The sequence below is a fragment of the Flavobacterium sp. genome, from assembly GCF_965277525.1.
GTDB lineage: Bacteria > Bacteroidota > Bacteroidia > Flavobacteriales > Flavobacteriaceae > Flavobacterium.
Window position 1 is genome coordinate 199,714 of sequence record NZ_CBDIDC010000003.1, and the last position, 24,284, is coordinate 223,997.

Annotated in this window: 23 protein-coding genes and 1 tRNA gene; 11 read left to right on the forward strand and 13 right to left on the reverse strand. The window is 34.0% G+C overall.

The features are described 5' to 3' along the window. Positions 1-9 precede the first annotated feature (9 nt). Both mltG and ACQY44_RS07590 read left to right on the forward strand, forming a co-directional pair. Complete coding sequence (mltG, locus tag ACQY44_RS07585) at positions 10-1,050, forward strand: endolytic transglycosylase MltG (protein WP_428229782.1); 1,041 nt, start codon at positions 10-12, stop codon at positions 1,048-1,050. A gap of 565 nt (positions 1,051-1,615) precedes the next feature. Further along, positions 1,616-2,269: a peptidoglycan-binding protein LysM gene (locus ACQY44_RS07590; protein WP_428229783.1), complete on the forward strand. Its 654-nt coding sequence runs from the start codon at positions 1,616-1,618 to the stop codon at positions 2,267-2,269. 43 nt (positions 2,270-2,312) lie between these two features. Here ACQY44_RS07590 and scpA read toward each other — a convergent pair whose 3' ends face one another. The 9 genes from scpA to dnaA form a co-directional block, all read right to left on the reverse strand. Next, positions 2,313-4,454, reverse strand: coding sequence for a methylmalonyl-CoA mutase (gene scpA, locus ACQY44_RS07595; RefSeq protein ID WP_428229784.1), 2,142 nt, complete (start codon positions 4,452-4,454; stop codon positions 2,313-2,315). 45 nt (positions 4,455-4,499) lie between these two features. Continuing rightward, positions 4,500-5,864, reverse strand: coding sequence for a methylmalonyl-CoA mutase subunit beta (locus ACQY44_RS07600; RefSeq protein ID WP_428229785.1), 1,365 nt, complete (start codon positions 5,862-5,864; stop codon positions 4,500-4,502). Between the two features lie 16 nt (positions 5,865-5,880). Continuing rightward, on the reverse strand, positions 5,881-6,216 hold the full coding sequence (locus tag ACQY44_RS07605) for an FtsB family cell division protein (RefSeq protein ID WP_428229786.1): 336 nt from the start codon (positions 6,214-6,216) through the stop codon (positions 5,881-5,883). A gap of 167 nt (positions 6,217-6,383) precedes the next feature. Beyond that, positions 6,384-6,992, reverse strand: a complete 609-nt coding sequence (gene udk / locus ACQY44_RS07610; RefSeq protein WP_428229787.1) for a uridine kinase — start codon at positions 6,990-6,992, stop codon at positions 6,384-6,386. 276 nt (positions 6,993-7,268) lie between these two features. Further along, entirely contained in the window at positions 7,269-8,150 is an 882-nt protein-coding gene (locus ACQY44_RS07615; protein ID WP_428229788.1) for an SDR family oxidoreductase, read from the reverse strand. Between the two features lie 77 nt (positions 8,151-8,227). Continuing rightward, positions 8,228-9,358 (reverse strand): methionine aminotransferase, encoded by a 1,131-nt coding sequence (locus tag ACQY44_RS07620; RefSeq protein ID WP_428229789.1) that lies wholly within the window; start codon positions 9,356-9,358, stop codon positions 8,228-8,230. Positions 9,359-9,413: 55 nt separating this feature from the next. Further along, positions 9,414-10,127 carry an SAM-dependent methyltransferase gene (locus ACQY44_RS07625; protein ID WP_428229790.1) on the reverse strand — a complete coding sequence of 238 codons (714 nt, stop codon included), beginning with the start codon at positions 10,125-10,127 and terminating at the stop codon, positions 9,414-9,416. Positions 10,128-10,216: 89 nt separating this feature from the next. Then, complete coding sequence (locus ACQY44_RS07630) at positions 10,217-10,684, reverse strand: low molecular weight protein-tyrosine-phosphatase (RefSeq protein WP_428229791.1); 468 nt, start codon at positions 10,682-10,684, stop codon at positions 10,217-10,219. 9 nt (positions 10,685-10,693) lie between these two features. Then, complete coding sequence (dnaA, locus tag ACQY44_RS07635) at positions 10,694-12,121, reverse strand: chromosomal replication initiator protein DnaA (RefSeq protein ID WP_155077304.1); 1,428 nt, start codon at positions 12,119-12,121, stop codon at positions 10,694-10,696. A gap of 187 nt (positions 12,122-12,308) precedes the next feature. On the opposite strand from dnaA, the gene ACQY44_RS07640 reads away from it, so the two are divergent. After that, the gene (locus tag ACQY44_RS07640; protein ID WP_428229792.1) at positions 12,309-12,713 is read left to right on the forward strand and encodes an acyl-CoA thioesterase; all 405 of its coding nucleotides are present in this window, start codon (positions 12,309-12,311) and stop codon (positions 12,711-12,713) included. A 31-nt stretch (positions 12,714-12,744) separates the two neighbouring features. Here the strand turns inward: ACQY44_RS07640 and ACQY44_RS07645 are convergent, their stop codons facing one another. From ACQY44_RS07645 to ribD, 3 genes are all read right to left on the reverse strand, one after another. Next, the gene (locus ACQY44_RS07645) at positions 12,745-13,377 is read right to left on the reverse strand and encodes an IMPACT family protein (protein ID WP_428229793.1); all 633 of its coding nucleotides are present in this window, start codon (positions 13,375-13,377) and stop codon (positions 12,745-12,747) included. Between the two features lie 201 nt (positions 13,378-13,578). Further along, positions 13,579-14,181: an HAD family hydrolase gene (locus ACQY44_RS07650; protein ID WP_428229794.1), complete on the reverse strand. Its 603-nt coding sequence runs from the start codon at positions 14,179-14,181 to the stop codon at positions 13,579-13,581. Beyond that, positions 14,174-15,223 (reverse strand): bifunctional diaminohydroxyphosphoribosylaminopyrimidine deaminase/5-amino-6-(5-phosphoribosylamino)uracil reductase RibD, encoded by a 1,050-nt coding sequence (gene ribD / locus ACQY44_RS07655; protein ID WP_428229795.1) that lies wholly within the window; start codon positions 15,221-15,223, stop codon positions 14,174-14,176. The genes ACQY44_RS07650 and ribD overlap by 8 nt, the downstream gene beginning before the upstream one ends. A 107-nt stretch (positions 15,224-15,330) precedes the next feature. Here ribD and ACQY44_RS07660 point away from each other — a divergent pair, with 107 nt between their 5' ends. The 3 genes from ACQY44_RS07660 to prmC all read left to right on the forward strand — a co-directional run bounded on the left by ACQY44_RS07660 (position 15,331) and on the right by prmC (position 17,558). Next, positions 15,331-15,816 (forward strand): GNAT family N-acetyltransferase, encoded by a 486-nt coding sequence (locus ACQY44_RS07660; protein ID WP_428229796.1) that lies wholly within the window; start codon positions 15,331-15,333, stop codon positions 15,814-15,816. 4 nt (positions 15,817-15,820) lie between these two features. Continuing rightward, complete coding sequence (locus ACQY44_RS07665; RefSeq protein WP_428229797.1) at positions 15,821-16,630, forward strand: hypothetical protein; 810 nt, start codon at positions 15,821-15,823, stop codon at positions 16,628-16,630. Between the two features lie 73 nt (positions 16,631-16,703). Further along, entirely contained in the window at positions 16,704-17,558 is an 855-nt protein-coding gene (gene prmC / locus ACQY44_RS07670) for a peptide chain release factor N(5)-glutamine methyltransferase (RefSeq protein ID WP_428229798.1), read from the forward strand. Between the two features lie 244 nt (positions 17,559-17,802). Here prmC and ACQY44_RS07675 read toward each other — a convergent pair whose 3' ends face one another. Next, positions 17,803-19,047: an ABC transporter permease gene (locus tag ACQY44_RS07675; RefSeq protein ID WP_428229799.1), complete on the reverse strand. Its 1,245-nt coding sequence runs from the start codon at positions 19,045-19,047 to the stop codon at positions 17,803-17,805. Between the two features lie 214 nt (positions 19,048-19,261). Between ACQY44_RS07675 and hisS the strand changes: the two genes are divergently transcribed. The 5 genes from hisS (at position 19,262) to ACQY44_RS07700 (ending at position 24,267) form a co-directional block, all read left to right on the forward strand. Then, positions 19,262-20,689: a histidine--tRNA ligase gene (gene hisS, locus ACQY44_RS07680; protein WP_428229800.1), complete on the forward strand. Its 1,428-nt coding sequence runs from the start codon at positions 19,262-19,264 to the stop codon at positions 20,687-20,689. A 273-nt stretch (positions 20,690-20,962) separates the two neighbouring features. Further along, positions 20,963-21,033 (forward strand) — tRNA-Trp (locus ACQY44_RS07685). Positions 21,034-21,396: 363 nt separating this feature from the next. Further along, on the forward strand, positions 21,397-21,975 hold the full coding sequence (locus ACQY44_RS07690; RefSeq protein ID WP_428229801.1) for a nucleotide exchange factor GrpE: 579 nt from the start codon (positions 21,397-21,399) through the stop codon (positions 21,973-21,975). A gap of 90 nt (positions 21,976-22,065) precedes the next feature. Continuing rightward, the gene (gene dnaJ, locus ACQY44_RS07695; RefSeq protein ID WP_428229802.1) at positions 22,066-23,181 is read left to right on the forward strand and encodes a molecular chaperone DnaJ; all 1,116 of its coding nucleotides are present in this window, start codon (positions 22,066-22,068) and stop codon (positions 23,179-23,181) included. A 165-nt stretch (positions 23,182-23,346) separates the two neighbouring features. Then, complete coding sequence (locus ACQY44_RS07700; RefSeq protein WP_428229803.1) at positions 23,347-24,267, forward strand: ABC transporter ATP-binding protein; 921 nt, start codon at positions 23,347-23,349, stop codon at positions 24,265-24,267. Positions 24,268-24,284: the final 17 nt, after the last annotated feature.

Genomic DNA, 24,284 nt, shown 5'->3' on the forward strand with positions numbered 1-24,284 from the left:
CTTTATACTTTGAGCCTAAAAAAAATTATCACGATAGGTGCTATAGCCGTAATTTCAGTTTTAATGATTTATGGATTTATTTTAATAAATAAAATATTCAGTGCCAACACCAAATTTGAAGAAAAAGAACTTTATGTATATGTACCAACGGGTGCAAATTATGCGGATGTAAAGAAAATATTAGCACCATATATCAAAAATTTTGACAATTTTGAAATGGTTGCCAATAAACGAAGCTATCCTGAAAATGTAAAATCAGGTCGCTTTTTGCTTAAAAAAGACATGAATAATATCGATTTGGTTCGTGCCATGAGAGCAAATATTCCGGTTAAATTAGCTTTTAATAATCAGGAACGATTAGAAAATTTTGCAGGAAGAGTGGGGGCCGAAATTGAAGCTGATAGTTTATCACTAATGAAAGCAATTAAAGATCCAACTTTCCTGAAAGAAAATGGTTTTAATGAAGAAAATGTATTTGCGATGTTTATTCCAAATACTTACGAGATTTACTGGAATACTTCTGCAGAGAAATTCCGTGATAAAATGATCAAAGAATATCATAATTTCTGGACTCCTGAAAGAATTGAACAAGCCAAAAAACAAGGTTTGACTCCTGTTCAGGCCACTATATTAGCTTCTATAGTTCATAAAGAATCCGTTAAAAAAGATGAAAGACCCCGCATTGCCGGTGTTTATTTGAATCGTTTACGTTTAGAAATGCCATTGCAGGCTGATCCAACTGTTATTTACGCTTTAAAATTAAAAGACAATAATTTTGATCAGGTTATAAAAAGAGTCTTTTATAATGATTTGGTTATGAAATCACCATATAATACTTATGTAAATGTTGGACTTCCTCCGGGGCCAATAGCTATGCCTGATATTACAGCGCTTGAAGCAGTGTTAAACCCCGAAAAGAATGATTATATTTATTTTTGTGCCAGCGTAGATCGTTTTGGTTACCACGAATTTGCTTCTACTTACGAACAGCATACGATTAATGCAAAGAAATATTCAAACTGGATTGCTAGTCAGGGTGTGACGAGATAAATTTTTTAAATTGAATAATGAAATAAAAAACCGAAGTTTAAGCTTCGGTTTTTTATTTTTTAATAGTTTTTTCATAGATAAATAAAATTTTTTTTCAGAAATGAGGAAAAGATCCATTTATAATCTTCTCATTTTTAGGAACAATTTTAAAGCAATAAACTAAACCTATATCCAATAATAATTCTAATTTTAATTTATTTTTAAAAACGCTATTTTACTAGAAGTAAAATTTATTATTTTCTTTAATTTGATTGAATAACAAATTTTCACAACATTGTTTTATGGTTAAAAAAAACAAAAAACAAGTAAGTTTAATCTTTCTATTTTAACAAATTTGATAAAAATTTGATAAAAATGATATTTTTAAAACTTTTTTTTTGGTGGTTTTAACGTAAAATAGAAGTCTTGCTTTAACGCCCGAAAACTGCATCAATAAAGGGATCAGCGCCAATATTTATATTTTTAAAAAACTGTAACATATTGATTATCAGTATTATTTTGTATTTCTTATCTTTGCACCGTAGAAATTTCAAGAGGGTGACAGCGTTTTGAAGAAAAACAATTTATGATAGAGAAGTGGTATTTTTATGCGAGTTTAATCGTTATTATTACATTTTTAAGTTTGGGTTTTAAACCCTTTAATCTGGAAACCAAACCGTGGTTTCTAATAGAAAAAACAGATGGATCTGAATACTTATTTCCATCGAAAGAAGAGGATGATTATCCTGTAGAAAAAAAGGTAAATGTCGTATTTACAGAAAAACGCCTTATTAGTTTTAAAGAAGCAGTTGCTTTTAAAGAATCTCAAGGAAAATACCGATTGGTAAATTCATTGGGTTATATGGGAAAATATCAATTTGGTTCTAAAGCTTTAAGAGCTGTTGGTGTTAAAAATGACAAAGCCTTTTTAAAAGATCCTGCATTACAAGAAAAAGCATTCGTTGCATTACTATCCAAAAACAAATGGATTTTACGTAATGAAATCGAAAAGTACAAAGGAAAAATTATTAATGGTGTTGAAATTACAGAATCTGGAATTTTAGCAGCTGCACATCTTGGAGGTGCCGGTTCAGTTAAAAACTTTTTCAAGAATAATGGAGGCAGGCATTTTAGAGATGCATATGGAACTTCATTAAAGAGTTATATGAAAGCCTTTGCAGGTTATGATCTTTCTCGTATCGAGGCAGATAGTGATGCTACTATACACGATCAAATTTAAAAAGCATAAAAAATCCCGATTTATTCGGGATTTTTTATGCTTTCTAGTCAATTAGAATTTCTAAAATTTTAATAGCGGCTTCGCTGATTTTGGTTCCCGGGCCAAAAACTGCAACTGCTCCGGCATCAAATAAAAATTGATAGTCTTGTGCAGGAATTACTCCACCTACAATAACCATTATATCTTGGCGTCCGTGTTTTTTGAGTTCATCGATAACTTGGGGAACTAGTGTTTTATGTCCCGCCGCTAAAGAGGATACTCCTAAAATATGTACATCATTTTCAACGGCTTGTTTGGCTGCTTCAGCTGGAGTTTGAAAAAGAGGACCTATATCTACATCAAAACCTACATCGGCATATCCGGTAGCGACTACTTTTGCACCACGATCATGTCCGTCTTGTCCCATTTTGGCAATCATGATTCTGGGACGTCTTCCTTCTTGTTTGGCAAAGGCATCAGCTAATTGTTTGGCCTTCTCAAAATTCTCATCGTTTTTTATTGCTGCACTGTACACACCGCTAAAGGATTTAATTTGTGCTTTGTATCTGCCAAAGACACTTTCAAGAGCATCGCTAATTTCACCTAAAGTGGCTCTGTTTCGAGCGGCTTCAACAGCGATTTCTAATAAGTTTCCTTGTCCGGTTTTGGCACAAAGTATTAATTTTTCAAGTGATTGATTTACTTTTTCAGTATCTCTATTTGCTTTTATCTGTTCAAGTTGCTCTAATTGTTGCTTTCGGACCATTTGATTGTCTACATCCAAAATATGTAACGGATCTTCTTTCTCTAATCGATATTGATTGACACCAACAATGATATCTTGTCCGCTATCTATTCTCGCTTGTTTTCTGGCTGCAGCTTCTTCAATCCTTAGTTTTGGAATTCCGGCTTCGATAGCTTTTGTCATTCCGCCAAGTTCTTCCACTTCTTCGATCAGTTTCCAGGTGCTTTTAAGTATTTCATTCGTTAAGCTTTCTACATAATAGCTTCCTCCCCAGGGATCAACAGTTTTTGTGATTTTGGTTTCTTCCTGCAAAAAAATCTGAGTATTACGGGCTATCCTTGCCGAAAAGTCTGTGGGTAATGCAATAGCTTCATCAAGTGCATTGGTATGTAGGGATTGTGTTCCTCCAAAAGCAGCTGCAGTTGCTTCAATACAAGTTCTGGCTACATTATTAAAAGGATCTTGCTCAGTTAAACTCCAGCCACTGGTTTGGCAATGCGTTCTTAAAGCTAACGATTTATCGCTTTTAGGATTAAATTGCTGTACTAATTTTGCCCAAATCATTCTGCCGGCACGCATTTTAGCAATTTCCATAAAATGATTCATTCCAATTGCCCAAAAGAAAGAAAGGCGAGGAGCAAATTCATCAATAGTCATTCCCGTAGAAAGTCCGGTTCGTATATATTCTAAACCATCTGCCAATGTATAAGCCAATTCGATATCAGCTGTTGCTCCGGCTTCCTGCATGTGATATCCTGAAATAGAGATAGAATTGAATTTCGGCATTTTCTTGCTCGTAAATTCAAAAATATCGGCTATAATCTTCATAGAAGGCGTTGGAGGATATATATAGGTGTTACGAACCATAAACTCTTTCAGGATATCATTCTGGATCGTTCCGGATAGTTTTTCAATGGCAACACCTTGTTCTTCAGCCGCAACAATATAAAAGGCCATAATGGGCAAAACAGCACCATTCATGGTCATTGAAACTGACATTTCATCTAGCGGAATCTGATCAAACAAAACCTTCATGTCTTCGACAGAATCTATGGCGACACCGGCTTTCCCTACATCACCAACGACTCTTTCATGATCTGAGTCGTAACCGCGATGTGTTGGTAGATCAAAGGCAATAGACAATCCTTTTTGTCCTGCTGCCAGATTTCTTCTGTAAAACGCATTACTTTCTTCTGCAGTCGAAAATCCGGCATATTGGCGAATCGTCCATGGGCGTCTCACGTACATAGTAGCATAAGGTCCTCGCAAATTGGGTGCAAAACCAGCTCCAAAATCAAGAAACTCTAAATCTTCAATATCTTTTTCAGAATAAGTTTTTTTGAGTTCAATTCCTTCAGCCGTGTAAAAGTTTTCAGTTATAGAATTGGGATTATTGGCCAGTTCGTCTAACTTTTCACTTTTAATATTTAACTTAATATGTTTAAGGTCTTTTCTTATCATGGAAATACTCTTTTGAGCAGGTTTATTAATTACTTAGAAAAACGTTTATTCAAGTTCTAATCGTTCTTGTTCCAGTTTCTCCGCCAATCTTTTTTCGATGATGGGTGTAATTAATGTTTTTCTTGGTTTTATTTTTACAAAAGGAAACAATTCTAAGTCCTGCTTCATTTTGTCGTCTTTGTTAGGGTATTTATTTGTTCCCAATAAAACTTCTTTTTTAGAATCGAATAATTCCTGTTCTTTTGCTGCGCTTTCCTGGATCTTCTTTTTGATGGTTCCGTCGTTTAGAAGTTTTAAGAACCCACCATTTGCTTCGATATCTTTAAACAAAGTCAAACTTTTCTCTGCTAATTGGGTAGTAAGACTTTCTATATAATAACTTCCATCAGCTGGATTATTGACTTTGTCAAAATAACTTTCGTGCTTTAAGATCAATAATTGATTTCTGGCAATTCGGTCTCCAAATTCATTGTCTTTATGATATAAGGAGTCATATGGTAAATTGGCAATGGTGTCTGCGCCGCCCAGAATAGCCGACATACATTCGGTTGTGGTGCGAAGCATGTTGACATTGTAATCGTAAATCGTTTTATTACGCTTAGTGGGCGTCACTAAAAAATGACATTCTAAATCAGGATTGTATTCTGAAGCAATCAATTTGAAAAGCATTCGTAATGCACGAAGTTTTGCAATTTCAAAGAAATAATTTGTTCCTACCGATATTTGAAAAACAATGGGTTTTGTAATATTGGGTAAACGATTCAAATATTCGTTGGCATGCGCCAAACTATAGGCAATTTGTTGTGTAATATTGGCACCTGCATTTTGATACAAACCCAGATCAATACTTATTAAAGAAAGATTTGTTGTTGCTTTTGTAATTTTTTCGATCGTTTCAAAATTATTTTTATCAGATGTACTAAACCAATTTCCTTCTCTAGCAAAATGACCAATGGGGTCAATATTGCAATAAAAAACAGCCTTTTTACGGATTGAAATCGTATCTAATAATTTTACGAAATCGATTGAAATAAAAGTCAGATTAAAGTAAACGGTTCTATTTTCTAAAGGAAGATTTTCTAATAATTTTTGAATATCGATTTTTTCGTTTTCGATAGTAAAACGTAAACTTTCAGCGCCTCTTTCGATAGTATTTATGGCTCTTTGAATCGATTTTTCGATATCATATACAAAGATGTTTTGACAAATTTTAAAATTTGAAGCTTGTGTCTTAACCGAAGCAGCTTTAGAAAATTCATCACTATGATAAAAGGGTTTCACCTGAATATCCTCAGGAGAATTCCAGATTACAGTTTCGTTATAATCAGCTCCGTCTAATTCAAACTGAATTTTTTGTTTCCATTGTTTGGATGAAATCGGATTAAAATCGTCGAATAGGGTAGTAGCCATTGTGTATTTTTTCTGATTATTCTTTAGTATCTTGAATAGTATCTCCTTCAAACTGGATGATGTAAATATCTTCGCTGTCTTTTTTCATGAAATATTTTTCGCGGGCATATTTTTCTATTTGTTCAGGATTTTTAAGTTGCTTGATTTGTTCCTGATCTTTTTTTATTTCTTCCTGATAATATTTTTTATTGTCTTGTAATTCGTTGATCTGATTGTCTAAAAAACGATGATCAAAATAAGAGTAATTATCTAAAAAGAACATCCAAACCACAAAAAAGAGTAAAACCCAAACGTATTTATTACTAAGTAGTTTAAACCAACGTTTGCTTTTATATGGATTTTTTATTTTCATTTTTATTGATCGATTACGTCTTATAAATTTAATGGGTTCTGGCTTTGATATAAGCGAAAAACCTTTTGTGTCCGACACAACAAACACAAAAAGATAAAGCTAGAGACTGGTCCCGATAGCTATCGGGGACAGCTCCTTATTTTTATGGAATAAATTTACAATAAAAATTATGAAATTCGTTGATTAATTACTGCGCGAACTACATCAATGGCTACAGTATTGTATTTGTCATTAGGAATGATAATGTCTGCGAAAGCTTTTGATGGCTCGATAAATTGCTCGTGCATAGGTTTTAAAGTGTTTTGGTAACGTGTTAATACCTCGTCGATATCGCGTCCGCGTTCTGAAATATCTCTTTTTAAACGGCGAATTAATCTTTCGTCAGAATCAGCATGAACATATACTTTAACGTCAAAAAGGTCGCGTAGTTCCGGATTCGTTAAAATTAAAATCCCTTCAACAATCATTACTTTTCTTGGATGCGTTGATACTGTATCATCAGTTCTGTTGTGTTGTATGAATGAATATACTGGCTGATCGATCGTTTCTCCTGCTTTTAATGCCTTTAAATGTTTTACCAATAACTCAAAATCGATCGCACGTGGATGATCAAAATTGATTAATGCTCTTTCGTCGAACGACAAATTATGGGTTTCTTTATAGTAAGAATCCTGAGAAATTACACCAACTTCTGTATCTGGTAATTCGTTCATGATTTGATGTACTACTGTTGTTTTTCCACTTCCTGTTCCTCCTGCAATTCCAATAATGAGCATATATTTTTTGTTTGATATTTGTTTGGCAAAAATAATAATTTAAGTGAATTGTCTAAACATATTATTTATTTAAACCATATAAGTAACATAAGTAAATGTAAGCAACGAGATATTTAAACAAAATGCTACTTAACTGAACTTATATTACTTATATGGTTAAAAGATTATTATTTATATGGTGAAAAACATAAAAAAAATCCCGAAAGAAGAACCTTCGGGATTTGTGCAATCAGTATAGTTTTAATAAAATATTCTGAATTTAGTAAGCACGTAAAATTATTTATTCTTTTTTGCTTTTATCATCATTTCAAGCTGATCCCAAAGCTCTTCAGGAATTGCTTCTAGTAAATTAAATTGTCCGGCACCTTTCAACCATTCACCACCATCAATCGTGATCACATCTCCATTGACATAAGCTGAAAAATCAGAAACCAAATAAGCCGCTAAATTCGCCAATTCCTGATGATCACCTACACGTTTCAAAGGCACCTTTTTAGCCATATCAAATTTTTCGGCAAGATCTCCGGGCAATAATCTGTCCCAGGCACCCTTTGTAGGGAAAGGTCCCGGAGCAATGGCGTTAGAGCGGATGCCGTATTTAGCCCATTCTACAGCTAAACTTCTTGTCATGGCAAGAACTCCTGCTTTTGCTGTAGCACTTGGTACCACATAGGCTGATCCTGTCCAGGCATAAGTAGTAACAATATTTAAAATTGTAGCTGATTTTTGTTTGGTATCGATCCAGTGCTTTCCAAAAGCAAGCGTACAGTTTTTAGATCCTTTTAATACGATATCTATAACAGTATCAAATGCATTTGCAGATAAACGTTCTGTTGGAGAGATGAAATTTCCGGCAGCATTGTTCAAAAGAACATCCACTTTTCCAAAAGCTTTTAAGGTTTCCTGAAGCATGTTTTCTACTTCTTCATAATGACGAACATCACATTGAAGTGGTAAACATTTTCCTCCTGTTTCAGTTTCCAGTTCTGTTGCAGTAGCTTTAAGTTTTTCCAGATCTCTTGAAGTAATCGCTACCTGAGCCCCTAATTCTAAGAAATATTTGGTCATTGCTTTTCCTAAACCACTTCCTCCACCAGTAACTACAATGACCTTACCTTTTAAAGCGTCATCTCTTAACATTTTATCTGTATAGCTCATATTTTTCTCTTTTTACTACAATATTAATTAAATAAATAGGATGCGCGCATAATAATGTTATAAAATTTTAATAAACTTTACACATTGCATAATTTTTTTGCAGCTGCTTCTAATGTAAAATTGTCTTTGGCAAAGCAAAAACGTATCAATTTTTGATCCTTATGATCAGAATAAAAAGTAGAAATAGGGATCGCAGCAACGCCATGATCCGTGATTAATTTTTTGCAAAAAGTAACATCATCATCATCATCGGATAAATTGGCATAAGAAGCCACCTGAAAATAAGTTCCTTCACAAGGTTTTAATTCAAAACGGCTATTTTGAAGTAATTTCTGGAAATAATCTCGTTTTTCCTGATAGAATTTTCCAAGCAAATTGACATCGACAACATCCAGATATTGACTAATGGCAGCCTGAGAAATACTATTAACGCTGAAAACCAAAAACTGATGCACTTTTTTGATTTCTTTCATTAAATGTTCAGGGGCAACTGTATAGCCAATTTTCCAGCCTGTAATATGAAATGATTTTCCGAAGGAAGAAACCATTATGCAGCGATCTAAAAGAAAATCTTTAGTATGTGCCGAAATATGTTTTTCTTCGAAAGTAATATATTCGTAGACTTCATCTGATAAAACAATGATGTCAGGATGTTTTAAAAGTAGCTTTTCCAGTTCTAAAAAGTCTGCCTCAGTCAATATTTTCCCTGTTGGATTATGAGGATTATTGATAATAATCATCTTCGTTTTTGGAGAACACGCTTTTTTGATTGTTTCCCAATTTGGCGTATAATCATCGTTTAAAGCAACACGAACAAGTTTTGCATTACAAAGTAAAACAGGAGATTCATACGAATCATAACTCGGATCTAAAATAATAACTTCGTCACCCGTTTTTACCAAAGCAAGAATTGAAGTGAAGATTCCCTGAGTGGCTCCGGCAGTAACAAGGATTTCTGTTTCAGGAGTAATGGTTCTGTCATAGGAACTCTGAACCAATTTTGCAATCTGATTCATCAATGGCGGAAAACCTGCCATTGGTGTATACTGATGTACGTTTTCTTTGGCAAGTTTTGCTATAATATCAGTCAATCTTTCATCTACAGGAAAGTTTGGAAATCCCTGCGAAAGATTTATCGCATTATACTCGGTCGCCATTTTTGACATTACAGTGAAAATGCTGGTGGTTACGTTAGGGAGTTTACTCATAGAAAAGCTTGATTAGGGGAAAACTTGTGAGTACAATATAAGGCAATTTTTACAATTACATTTTATGAATAATAAAAATTGTTGGTCTGTTGTGCAAATCAACTTTTAATTTTTTCCAATCTGCCACACGAAGTGTTTTAATAAATTCTGTTGGTAACGTAATATCAGTTGCAATACAAAGATGTGTTGATGGATTTAAGATTTGTAGAATATCCTCGACTAATTTATTGTTTCTATACGGTGTCTCAATAAAAAGTTGAGATTGATTTTTATCCTGAGATAATTTCTCAAAATACTTTAAAGCCGATTTTTTCTCATCTTTGTCAATTGGCAAATAACCATTGAACGTAAAGCTTTGTCCGTTCATTCCAGAAGCCATCATCGCTAATAAAATAGAAGAAGGACCCACTAGAGGTACAACCTGAATCCCTTTTTCATGTGCTAGTTTTACAATTACAGCTCCGGGATCAGCAACGCCGGGACAACCTGCTTCGCTCATTAAACCCACATTTTTGCCTTCCAACAAAGGTTTGATGAAGTCTAAATGCTCACTTGGTTCAGTGCGTTTATTAAGTGTGAAGAGTATAAGTTCTGATTGTTTTTTTTCAGGAGAAACCGCTTTTATCGATTTTCTGGCTGTCTTTTCGTTTTCAACAATATAATGATCTATAAAGTCAATACTTCTTTTTACGGTTTGTGGCAAAACATCCATCGGATCACTTTCGCCCATTGTTGTTGGAATTAAATATAATTTTCCTGGAAGTTTCATGTGCGTTTTTTTTAATTGATAAAACGGATTTTATAAAAATAGAAATTTCTTTTCACGATTTCTTTAAGAAGAAAGATGAAAAGAATTGATTAGGGGTGTGCTTTGATAAGTTTTTCAGAAATGATTTCAGCAGCTTCATCTAGCATTTGATAAACATTGTCAAAACCATTTACAGTTCCGTAATAGGGATCGGGAACATCTACATTTTCGTCCGGAAATAATTCGTTTAAAATAAGATGTACTTTATTTTTGTGTTCCGGAGTTTTGGCCAGTTGTATGACATCGCGGTAATTTGAGCTATCCATAACATAGATATAATCAAACTCGTCAAAATCAGCTGTTTTAAATTGTCTTCCTTTTTGACCGTCAATACATAAACCATTTTTCTGGGCAACAGCAATAGAACGTTTGTCCGGAGCATGACCTACATGCCAGGAACCGGTTCCGGCTGAATCAACAATAAATTTATCCTGAGGTAATTTTGATGCTAAAATACCTTCGGCCAAAGGTGATCTGCAAATATTTCCCAAACAAACCATTAAAATTTTTACTGGCATGATTCGCGTTTATAGCGTTAGTTTTTTGTTGATGTCTTCTACAAATTTCTTGAATTGTTTGTCTGTAGAAACTAAATTGTCTACAGTTTTACAAGCGTGTAACACGGTAGCATGATCGCGGTCTCCAATTTGTGAACCAATGTTTGCCAAAGAAGCTTTGGTAAATTTCTTTGCAAAAAACATTGCCAATTGTCTCGCCTGAACAACGTGCCTCTTTCTGGTTTTAGATTGAAGTGTTTCAATATCCAACTGAAAATAATCGGATACAATTTTTTGGATATAATCGATAGAGATTTCTCTCTTTACATTTTTAACAAATTTCTCTACTACGCTTTTAGCCAACTCAATAGTAACTTCTTTTTTGTTGAAAGAAGATTGTGCGATCAATGAGATAATAGCACCTTCAAGTTCTCTAACGTTGCTTTTGATATTGCGGGCTACATATTCAATAATGTCTTCCGGCATTTCAACACCATCACGATACAAGATGTTTTTTAAGATCGAAACTCTGGTTTCGTAATCCGGCTGGTGTAATTCAGCAGATAGTCCCCATTTAAAACGAGATAATAAACGTTGTTCAATATCCTGCATGTCAACGGGAGCTTTGTCCGAAGTCAAAATTACCTGTTTTCCGTTTTGGTGCAAGTAGTTGAAAATGTGGAAAAAAACGTCCTGAGTTCCTGATTTTCCAGATAAAAACTGAACATCATCAATAATCAAAACATCGATTAATTGATAAAAGTGAATGAAATCATTACGATTATTCTTCTTCACCGAATCAATATATTGTTGTGTAAAAATTTCGGCAGAAATATATAAAACCGTTTTTTCAGGATACTTGTCTTTTACTTCTACCCCTATAGCGTGTGCTAAGTGTGTTTTTCCTAAACCAACTCCACCAAAAATCAATAAAGGGTTAAATGATGTTCCTCCTGGTTTGTTGGCTACAGCCATACCGGCAGAACGAGCCAAACGGTTGGAATCTCCCTCTAAGAAATTATCAAAACTGTAATTGGCGTTTAATTGCGATTCAATTTTCAGGTTTCTAATTCCGGGAATTACAAAAGGATTTTTAAGTTCAGGATTTAAGTTTTTAAACGGAGCATCAACCTCTTGCGGTTTCATTGGCACTCTGTTGGCACTTGGCAACTGCTCGGTAAACGGTTGTTTATTGCCATAAGTGTTCTCCATTTTAATTTTATAGAGTAACTTTGCATTTTTTCCCAGTTCTTTGGTAAGTGCAACTTTCAATAATTTAACGTAATGTTCTTCTAACCATTCGTAGAAGAATTTACTAGGTACTTGAATATATAACGCGTTGTCGGTTAGCTCAACTGATTTGATTGGTTCGAACCAAGTTTTATATGCTTGATCTTGAATATTGTCCTTTATAAAAGACAAACAGTTTTCCCATACCGATTGAGCAGTTTTAGTCATAGATTCAGATAAATTTTTTTATTATTGATAAAGATTCTCCTAATAAAAAGGGAGCAATTTTATTCCGTATTTCGGGATAACAAATATGTGAACAAATTTCTGTAAAAAAAAATATTTTGGCCTCTAATTTTATAAAAAAATGTTGTAAGTGAACATTAAGAATTTAATTTTTTTTAATATATAAATAATGAAAAATCATCAAACGCAAGTGCGTGTTCGTTACTCTGAAACGGATCAAATGGGAGTCGTTTATCACGGAAATTATGTCCCTTATTTTGAGATTGGACGCGTCGAATGGCTTAGAAATAGAGGGATCTCATATAAAAGTATGGAAGAGAGCGGAATTGGATTGCCGATTGTTTCTATGCAAATAAATTATAAAAAATCAGCCCGCTATGATGAGCTTTTAACAATTCATACTACTTTCAAAAGTCAGTCGTCTGTTAAGATTGAATTTGAGTGTGCGATTTATAATGAGGCGAATGAGTTATTAACAACTGCAGCATTTATTTTAGTATTTATTTCGTTAAAAACAGGTCGTCCAACAGCCCCTCCGGATTATATTTTGGAATTGTTTAAAACACTTGAATAATTGTTAAAATGAAATGGTTTTTTATATTGATTTATATAATTTTAATGTCGATTTCAAACATTAAATCAAAAATGTCGAATACTGATTCGGCATTTTTTTTGCGCGTTTTTGTCTTAATTTTGCCAATTGGTAAACCTGAATCTTCATCAATTTCCATTTCCTGAGACGTAATTTCCAGTTTTTTTTCTTTGATCACGCGCATCACTTTGTTCATGTTTTTATAATCAAAAGAGATTAAAAAATGAACATCTATGGTTTTTTCGACAATCTCACAAACTTCAAGAGTCATTTGTGCTGTTGTTTTATAAGCTGCAATCAATCCGCCAACGCCTAATTTTATTCCGCCAAAAATCCGAACTACGACTACAAGAACATTTGTTAGACCAAAAGATTGTATTTGTCCGTAAATGGGTGCTCCGGCAGTATTGCTTGGTTCGCCATCGTCATTGGTGCGATAAGAGATTTTTGGCGCAGTGTCCAATTGGTAAGCATAGCAATAATGCACCGCATGCGGATGTTGTTTTTTTAAAGTTTCGATGATGGGTTTTACTTCATTTTCGTGTTCTATAGGAAAGGCATAACCAAAGAACTTGCTTCCTTTTTCTTTAAAAAGTACTTCTTCTGATTCAAAGGCTATGGTTTTATAAGTGTCGTCGTATTCCAAAAGTAAAATTCTAAATTATGTTTAATGTTTTTTTTGCTACAGATTAAAGGATTGAAATGATTTCTTTCTTAACTGTGGCGAGTTTTTCACGCAGATTTAAAAAGATCTAAGCTCATCTACGCAGATTATAATTAAATCTGCTCAATCTGAAAATCATTTTATCCTTTTAATCTGTGGCTAAACCTTTTTAAGAATGTGTAGCTATAATATCTTTTTCTCGAATAAATCAACCACATCTTCCTGGCCCACTTGCAGATTCCAAACATGGAAACCTAAAGCGGCGGCTGAATCTGTGTTTTCTTTTTTATCATCTACAAACAAAGTGCGTTTTGGCGATAATTCGTGTTTGTTAATTAGATATTGAAAAACTTCTGCGTTTGGTTTTCGCATTCCAATTTCAAAAGAGAAATAAACTTTTTCAAAACATTGGTAGAAATCACTGTAAAATGAAATTCCGGTTTTATTTTCGAAAGTGGCAATATGAATCGAATCTGTATTACTCAATAAAAACAAGCGGTACTTTTTTGAAAGCATTTGTAGAAACTCTAATCGGTAGAGAGGAAAATCGGCAAGAACGGCATTCCAGGCCGCTAATATTTCTTCAATAGAAGCGTTTGGGAGTTCTTTTTGAAAACCTGCCAAAAAAGCATCATATGAAACATCTCCGGTTTCGAACAAAAGATTCAAACGATCCAGTTCTGCATTCCATTCTTTTAGTCCTAATCGCTGCAATCCTGAAATGGTTGCTTGTTTATCTAAATTGATAAAAATATCTCCAAAGTCAAAAATGATAGTATCAATCATGATTTCTAATATTTAGTAATTCATCGCTTTGAATGTAAGTTTTGGTTGCCCTTTTCTTTTGAATATTCGGCGATTTTGTTCCGTTTCCGAAAGTTGTTTTTCCAATAAATATCCGGGCTTCATCCCAGATGTTTTGATCTATAAAAGATTGTAAAGTCTTTAATCCGCCTTCAACAATAATAGACTGAATTTGATTTTGATACAAAACGTCTAAAATCTGTGGAATTATATTTTGTTCAAAATCAATTACTTCAAAGTTAGTGTTTTCTGTTGAAAGGACTGTTTCGGATTTCGTAAATACGATGGTTTTTGCGCTATTATCAAAAATAAAACTATCTTTTGAGATGCGATTATTTTGATCCAGAACAACTCTTAACGGATTGTTTCCTGACCAATCCCTTGTGTTTAATTTTGGGTTGTCATCAATCACGGTTTGAGTCCCTGCTAAAATGGCTTGTTCTTCGCTTCTCCACTTATGAACGAGTTGTCTTGAATATTGATTGGTGATCCAGACCGGTTTTCGATCCTGATTGATTTCTTTTTGAGGAGATAAAAAACCGTCCTGACTTTCGGCCCATTTCAAAATGATATAAGGTCTTTTTTTCTGATGAAAGGTAAAAAAGCGTTTGTTCAATTCGTTGCATTCTTGTTCCAGGACGCCAACAGTGACATTCGCTCCGGCAGCAATTAATTTTTTTATGCCGTTTCCTGCTACTTTTTCATTGGGATCAACAGTTCCAACGACTACATTCGGAATTTGGTGTTCTATAATGAGATCGCAACATGGAGGTGTTTTACCAAAATGACTGCAAGGTTCTAAGCTCACATAGATAGTGGCCTTTTTTAATAGCGATTTGTCTTTTACCGATCGAATTGCATTAACTTCAGCGTGTGGTTCTCCGGCTTTTTTATGCCAGCCTTCACCAATGATTTGGTTTTCGTAAACGATTACGCTTCCCACCATTGGATTTGGATATGTCGTTCCAAAGCCATTTTTTGCTAATTTAATGCAGCGTTTTATGTATTTTTCATGTATATTCACAGTACAAAAGTAGTTATTTTTGTTTAGTCGCTATAGTTATCACGTTAGTTAAGAAACTATCAAAAAACTATTTTACTTTTGTAAGTATATTACACGAATATAGAAATATGGAAAATTGGGTTATCAGAATTATTAAAAAAGAAGACAATCAGGCAGTTGCTCAATTAATACGAGCCGTTTTTGATGAAATGGGGATACCTAAAGTAGGAACGGCCTACGAAGATCCTTATTTAGATTTAATGTTTGAAGAATATAATAAATCGCAATCGGTTTATTTTGTAGTTGAAAATGAAGGCAGAATTGTAGGTTGTGCAGGAGTTGTACCCCTTGAAAATGGGGATCCTGAAATTTGTGAATTGCAAAAAATGTATTTTTTGCCTGAAACCCGCGGTTTAGGAATTGGAACGCAAATGATGGGAAAATGTTTAGAGAAAGCACGAAGTTTTGGTTTTGAAAAATGCTATATCGAAACAATGCCATTTATGCATGCCGCTCAAAAATTATATAAAAAATCAGGTTTTGAATATTTAGATGCTCCGCTGGGAAATACCGGGCATAGTTCTTGCCCGGTGTGGATGTTGAAAGTTTTATAGGCTTATGAAAAAAATTATTTTAGGATTTGTTTTAGTTTCAGTTTTGTTTTCCTGTAATGGATCTAAAGAAAAAAGAACAGAAAAAAATAGTGGAGTCACAAATACAGCTCCGGTTAAGGATTCTCTTCATGACAATGAAATTGGATCAAGTAAAGCATTTGAAAATGATCTTGATATTTTATTGCCCCGCAGCTATCGAACCTATGATGGTAAAAATCCTGCCGCTTCCTTAAATGAAAAATGGATTGATCTGTATGAGAAAAGTGGCGAGTACTATTTAGGAAAAGCAGATTTTGAGATAGAGAAAGGGTTTGATGAATGTTCCGGAGATTCTTTGAACTTGATTATTCCTAAAAATAAAACAATACTTTTTATAGATTATCCTCAGTTAAAATTAGGAAAAATAAAGTCCTTAAAGATTGATGAAAACAAAATTTGGCCTAAAGAAAAAATAACCTTTACATTTAATAATGTTAGCTATACTCTTAGAGGAGAAGGAAAAGTTATTTCTTCTGAAAAGAGACAGGCTGATGATGGAAAAGAAGAGGTTTTTAATAACGTTCAGCATTACAAACTTTATCTGTCTGCCGGGGATGATGCCGAAAAATTGCTTTTAGCAGAAGATTCGTTTCAGGATACTTTTGTAGAATTGCGTTTTGCCGGTGATATTGATGGAGATGGAAAATTAGATTTAATTTTTAGTGCCAATAGAAATTATGAAGAAGAGAGGGTAATTTTATTTCTCTCATCAAAAGCTGAAAATGATGGTGTAATAAAAAAAGTTGCTGAAATAGCAGTGCAATTTGATTGCTAAGCCTGCTGTCATACTGATAAAATAAGATTATAATATTTGCTTAAAAGTTGAGGCATTAAAAATAAAACTCAAAATGAGAATCAAACAATATCGTACTCAATTTATAAAAGAATTATCGCCTTTTTACGACGCTTATGAAGCGGAGAGTTTTTTCTATTTAATTTTAGAAGACAAACATAAATTACGACAAATTGATTTGGCATTAAATCATGAATTGACTTTTTTAGAAAGTGATTTTGTTGTTTGGGATGCCTTGTTAAATGAATTAAAAAAAGAAGTTCCAATCCAGTATTTGTTAGGAAAATCCCATTTTTACGGTTTGGATTTTGAGGTCAATGAAAATGTTTTGATTCCAAGACCTGAAACGGAAGAATTGGTCGAATGGATTATTGGCGAAAATTCGAAAATTGATAAATCTAAGACAATCAAAATTCTTGATATTGGAACGGGCAGTGGTTGTATTGCAATCTCACTGGCGAAAAACATTCCGAATGCGCAGGTTTATGCTATTGATGTTTCGAAAAAAGCCATAGAAACAGCTAAAAGAAATGCTGTTCATAATAAAGTTGATGTGACTTTTATGCTTCAGAATATTCTGGAAACGGAAATGTTGAAATGTAATTTTGATATTATTGTTTCCAATCCGCCTTATGTTCGCAATCTGGAGAAGGAAGAGATTAAAAAGAATGTTCTGGATTATGAACCGCATCTGGCGCTTTTTGTAGAAGATAATGATGCTTTGGTTTTTTACAGGAAAATAGCAGAATTGGCTCAAAAAAATCTTTTAGAAAACGGGCAATTGTATTTTGAAATCAATCAGTATCTGGGTGATGAAATGAGGAATTTGCTGGAAAAAATGAATTTCAGGAATATCGAGTTGCGTAGAGATATTTATGACAACGACAGAATGATATCCAGTAAAGTATAAGGAATCCTTTTTGCAGATCTAAGTTTTTTCTGGACTTTGATGCGAAAGTTTAAGTTCTTGAAGGATCAGAAATATCTAGTCTAGCCCCGATAGCAGTGAAAATCCTTTTATGCCGGGGTTCGGCATAAAAGATTGTAACGAATAGCGGGACAAGTGTTGTTTTGAAAGATAGATTTCTGCTTCGAATATTTATCTAAGGCATGTAAAACGGTGACTAAAAACTGCGACCGAAAACTAAAAAAAACTATTCGTAACGCAAAGCTTCGATAGGATCCAGTTTAGCGGCTTTAATTGCAGGGTATAAACCTGAGACAATCGCAACGGTAAAACTGGTGGCAAAAGCAGCAAAAATGGCGACCCACGGAATCACAAAGACAAAACTCATTGCAGTTGCAATTGCAAAACCCAAAACAATTCCGATTATAATACCAATCAAACCACCAATTTGTCCGATCAATAAAGTTTCGATAAAAAACTGAACAGCAATAGTTGTTTTTTTTGCTCCTAAAGCTTTTCTAACCCCAATTTCTCGCGTACGTTCCGTAACCGAAACAATCATAATATTCATTAATGCGATCGAAGATCCTAAAATCGTGATAATGCTAATGATCCAGGAAGCCCAGCCTAAGTATTTTGTGATGCCAAGAATTCGATTTATCAAATCATCGCTACGGCCAATTCCGAAATTATTATCACGAGTAGGACTTAATTTACGAACTCTTCGCATGGTACTTGTTGCGTTGTCTATGGCTTGATCCAGTAGTTCTTTTTTCGAAACCATCACGCTCAAAGTATAATTGATATTGGGAGCTGTAAATAAAGATCGTGCGACCTGAATTGGAATCAAAACGCGTAAATCCTGACTGTTGCCAAACGTTGATCCTTTTTCTTTTAGTACACCAATGACTTTAAAACGGGCGCCACGGATTGAAATTATTTTGTCTATTGGATTTACATCTTTTAATAAACCTTTTTCGAAATCAGATCCTACAACACAGGAATAGGTGTTGTTCTCAATATCAAATTGATTGAAACTACGGCCTAAACTTACTTCTAACCCTGAATTGGCTATAAAATGTTCGTCGACTCCAAGAATGGTGATTTCCGGATCTGTTTTTTTGTCTAAATATTTAACTTCTGCTGTTTTTGTTGCGGTAAAAGATAAAGAAGTTTCGGTAAAAAGATATTTGTATTTGTTTTTGAAAGCAACCGCTTCCGGATAGGATATAATTGGGTTTACGATTTCACGTTCGTTGCTTCCGCGATTCTTGAGGTTATTTTCGTATTGGTTGATGTTAAAAGTATTGGCTCCCATAGAAGCAAAATTGGTAGAAATGGTATTTTCGAGTGCCGTTACAACGGTTAGAATTCCTACCAAAGCGGTAATCCCGATAGCGATGATTAATACGGTAAGAATAGTACGCAATAATTGTGTTTTGATAGAACCAAAAGCAATCCGGATATTTTCTTTAAATAATTTTAGCATCATGACCAATTTGTCACGAAAATACGTTTTTTGTTACAAGTTTGTTTTCGAACGGGCATTATTTATTTTAAAAAATAAGATATTTGCAGTCGATTAGAATTTAAGAGAAATCTAACTTCTGAGAAAATCCAATAATATAAAAGATCATTTAGATGTAAGACTTCAAGCAAATGAAATCTAATAATCTAAAGATCCAATAATCTAAAGATCTAAAAAAATGGCTTCAAAACCAAGCATACCACAAGGAACAAGAGATTTTTCGCCTGCAGAGGTGTCAAAACGTCAATATATTATTCAGACCATAAAAAATAATTTTGAAAAATTTGGTTTTCAACCGATCGAAACGCCTTCGTTTGAAAATTCAGATACCTTAATGGGGAAATATGGAGAAGAAGGCGATCGTTTGATTTTTAAAATATTGAATTCGGGTAATTTTTTCTTCAATAAAAATAAAATCGAATTACCGGAATCTATAGAAGCACTGCAAACTAATTCTGCTGAAACAATAGATTTGAGTCAGAGAATTGAGCTGAATAAGTTTACAGGAAAAATTTCGGAGAAAGCCTTACGTTACGATTTAACGGTTCCGTTTGCCAGATATGTAGTGCAACACCAAAACGAAATTGAATTTCCTTTTAAGAGATATCAAATCCAGCCGGTTTGGAGAGCTGACAGACCCCAAAGAGGACGTTACAGAGAATTTTATCAATGTGATGCCGATGTTGTAGGTTCAAAATCATTGTGGCAGGAAGTAGAATTGGTTCAATTGTATGATACTGTTTTTACTTCTTTAGGTTTAGAAGGTGTTACCATTAAAATCAATAACAGAAAAATATTATCCGGAATTGCTGAAGTTATTGGTGCTTCGGATAAATTGATTGATTTTACGGTTGCTTTGGATAAACTGGATAAAATTGGAGAAGATGGTGTGAAAAAAGAAATGATCGAAAAAGGTATTGATGAAAAAGATTTGGTGAAAGTGCAGCCGCTTTTTAGTTTTACAGGATCATTTGCAGATAAAATCGCTCAGCTTTCAGGTTTACTGGCCGAATCAGAAGAAGGAATGAAAGGAGTGGAGGAATTGAAATTTATTTGTGACAATGTGGCAACTTTAGGTTTGGCAACAGCCATTTTGGATCTTGATGTAACACTTGCGCGTGGATTGAATTATTACACCGGAGCTATTTTTGAAGTAGCAGCACCAAAAACCGTTTCGATGGGATCCATAGGCGGTGGCGGTAGATACGACGATTTGACTGGTATTTTTGGTTTAAAAAACATGAGTGGTGTTGGTATTTCTTTCGGTTTAGATCGTATTTATTTGGTTCTGGAAGAATTGCAGTTATTCCCGGAAACAGTAGCGGCAACATCAAAAGCTTTGTTTATCAATTACGGAGATGCAGAGGCCTTGTATGCTTCGCAGGCGATTCAGAAATTGCGACAAGAAAATATAAAAGTAGAATTGTACCCGGATAACGTAAAAGTGGGAAAACAATTTCAGTATGCAGATAAGCGTTTGATCCCGTTTGCTGTAATTGCAGGTGATCAGGAAATTGCATCAAATTCTTATTCTCTCAAAAATTTAGTGACAGGAGAACAGGTTTCTGTTGATTTTGAAGGGTTAAAAAACGCTTTGCTTGCGTAGAAAAAGGTTTTTTTGCCACGAATTCCACGAATCCCGCGAATTTTCGCAAACTTTTTATAAAAACTGTGCAAGGCCATTTTTTATAAAGTTTTGTTTTTTTTAGTTTACATCAGTCCTTAAGTAGTTTGCAAACTAACTACTTAACATTTTAAAAAAAAATAGTGCGAATTAGTGCAATTCGTGGCGAACGATACATAAGAGAAAAATCTTTTTAAATCTGCCTGAAATAATTGCTGGTAAGAAAAAAAAGCTTTTAATTTGCGGCCTTAAGTTACGGGCGTAGTTCAAGGGTAGAATAGCGGTCTCCAAAACCGTTGATGGGGGTTCGAATCCCTCCGCCCGTGCAATAAAAATAAATAACCAGCAACAGTTATTTATAATAAGCTTTCGAGGAATTATAAAGTAAAAAAGCATAAAAAAAAGCTTCATCTAAAATAGGTGAAGCTTTTTTTAATATAAGGTAAAGTTGAATTAATAATTATTTATAAAGCCGAGGCTAACCCTTAAATTCAATTTTGATTGGTGATAATTTAATTTCCAATTTTGGAACTCAAATATACTATAAACTAAAACGTAATAGTCTTAAAATTATACTAATTTTTATGCAGTTAATTTCGCTTTTTAAAATGCTCAGTTGCAATAAAGTGACAATTTGACATTTTCTAAGATTTGGCAGTACTTTTGCAATCCAACAGAAAGAATAAAAAATGAAGTTTAAGAATATTTTTAAAAATAAAAGTAATATGACTACGGAAAATACAGAGTTCGATCAGGAATTAGATGATGTAACGTTAGAGACCAATGCAAACGGTGAACAATTAATTGTTGAAGAATTAAGTGTTGAAGAGCAATTGGCTCAAGACTTGGCAAAGGAAAAAGATAAGTTTTTGAGACTATTTGCTGAATTTGAAAATTACAAAAAAAGAACTTCAAAAGAGCGCATGGATTTATTCAAAACTGCAAATCAAGAGGTATTGTTGGCAATGCTGCCTGTTTTGGATGATTTTGACAGAGCGATTGTAGAGATCAACAAATCGGAAGATGAAAATTTGAAAAAAGGTGTTGAGTTGATTCATGAGAAATTAAAAAGTACTTTGGTTTCTAAAGGTTTAGAGCAAGTTGAAGTAAGAGCAGGTGATGCTTTTAATGCTGATTTCGCTGAAGCAATTACCCAAATTCCAGCTCCGTCTGAGAAATTAAAAGGAAAAATTGTTGATGTTATCGAAAAAGGATACAAATTAGGAGATAAAATTATTCGTTTTCCTAAAGTTGTTATCGGAAACTAAAAAATGCAAATAAAACATTTTGAAGTTCAGTAATTAGTAAACTGAAGTTTGAAATTATCCCGAAGCTTTGGGATTGAATTTATTCTAATTATGAAAAAAGATTTTTACGAAATACTAAGCATAACAAGAAGTGCTGATGCTGTCGAGATTAAAAAAGCGTACCGAAAAAGTGCACTAAAATATCACCCTGATAAAAATCCAGGCGACAAAGAGGCAGAAGAAAACTTCAAATTAGCGGCAGAAGCTTATGAAGTTCTAAGCGATCCTAACAAAAAAGCAAAATACGACCAATACGGACATCAGGCTTTTGATGGTTCCGGAGGATTTGGTGGTGGTGGCCATGGTGGTATGAATATGGATGACATTTTCAGCCAGTTTGGTGATATTTTTGGAGGTGGATTTGGAGGTTTCGGCGGAGGCGGAGGCGGTGGCCCTCGTCGTGCTAAAGGAAGCAATCTTCGAATTAAAGTTAAATTGACTTTAGAAGAAATTGCTAATGGTGTTGAGAAAAAAGTAAAAGTAAAACGTAAAGTTCAGGCTAAAGGAGTAACATACAAAACGTGTTCGACTTGTAACGGTCAAGGACAGGTAATGCGTGTAACTAATACTATTTTAGGAAGAATGCAATCTGCATCAACTTGTCCTACTTGTGGAGGTTCTGGTCAGATTTTAGATAAGAGACCTTCTGAAGCAGATTCGCAAGGAATGGTCGTGGAGGATGAAACAGTTTCAATCAAAATTCCTGCCGGAGTTGTTGATGGTATGCAATTGAAAGTTTCTAATAAAGGAAACGACGCTCCGGGAAATAGTATTCCTGGTGATTTGATTGTAGCGATCGAAGAATTAGAGCATGAATTCCTGAAACGTGAAGGTGAAAATATTCATTATGATTTGTACATCAGTTTCCCGGAAGCAGTCTTAGGAGTTTCTAAAGATATTGAAGCGATCAACGGAAAAGTTCGTATTAAATTAGAAGAAGGTATTCAATCCGGAAAAATCTTAAGATTAAAAGGAAAAGGAATTCCAAGTATAAACGGTTACGGAAGTGGTGACTTACTGGTTCACGTAAATGTATGGACTCCAAAAACGTTGAATAAAGAGCAAAAACAATTTTTTGAAAATGCTTTAAACGACGATCATTTTGTGCCTAGTCCTGAAAAATCAGAAAAATCATTTTTTGAAAAAGTAAAAGATATGTTTTCATAAGCTGAACTTTTCTAAAATGTTTAAGATATAAATTTAAAAACCCATTCTAGTGCAAATTAGAATGGGTTTTTTGCATTAATAGTATAAAGTTTCGCTACTAATTATTTACTTTTACAGACGCGATACCACAACGGTCAAATAGACGCAGAAAATCTTAAATTTAGCATGAGCAACTTACTCGAAGTACATAAAGTCGTAAAACAATATGGTGATTATGTAGCGCTTAACGAAGTTTCATTAAATGTGCCAAAAGGTAGTATTTACGGCTTATTAGGGCCAAATGGAGCTGGAAAAACTTCCCTGATTCGAATCATCAATCAAATTACATTGCCGGATAGTGGTGAAATAATTTTAGATGGAGAAAAATTGCAGCCCAAACACGTTCAGACTATTGGTTATCTTCCTGAAGAAAGAGGTTTGTATACTTCTATGAAAGTGGGGGAGCAATGTTTGTATCTGGCACAAATGAAAGGACTTTCTAAAGCCGAAGCAAAAGTGCAATTAGAATATTGGTTTGATCGTTTGGGGATTCAGGGCTGGTGGAATAAGAAAATCCAGGAACTTTCTAAAGGAATGGCGCAAAAAATTCAGTTTGTAGTTTGTGTATTGCACAAACCAAAATTGCTGATTTTTGATGAGCCTTTCTCAGGATTTGATCCCGTAAATGCCAATGTTATTAAAGATGAAATTTTGGCATTAAAAGAACAAGGTGCTACTATTATTTTCTCAACACATCGAATGGAAAGTGTTGAAGAGCTTTGTGATCATATTGCTTTAATTCATAAGTCGAATAAATTAATTGAAGGAAAACTAAGTGATGTAAAACGTCAGTTTAGAACCAATAGTTTTGAAGTCGGGATTTTGACGGATAATGTAGAAGGTTTGATGTATGATATTACACAAAAGTTTACCGTTTCTCCCGCACGTTTTAAATCCTTAAATGATGATTTGAAATTGGATATTCAGATAGGAAATGCAACGCCAAATGAGTTGTTGCATATTCTGACACAAAGAGGACAGGTAACACATTTTGTAGAAAAAATTCCGAGTGTAAACGATATATTTATTCAAACAGTTACTGGATAGATTTTTAGATCGTTAGA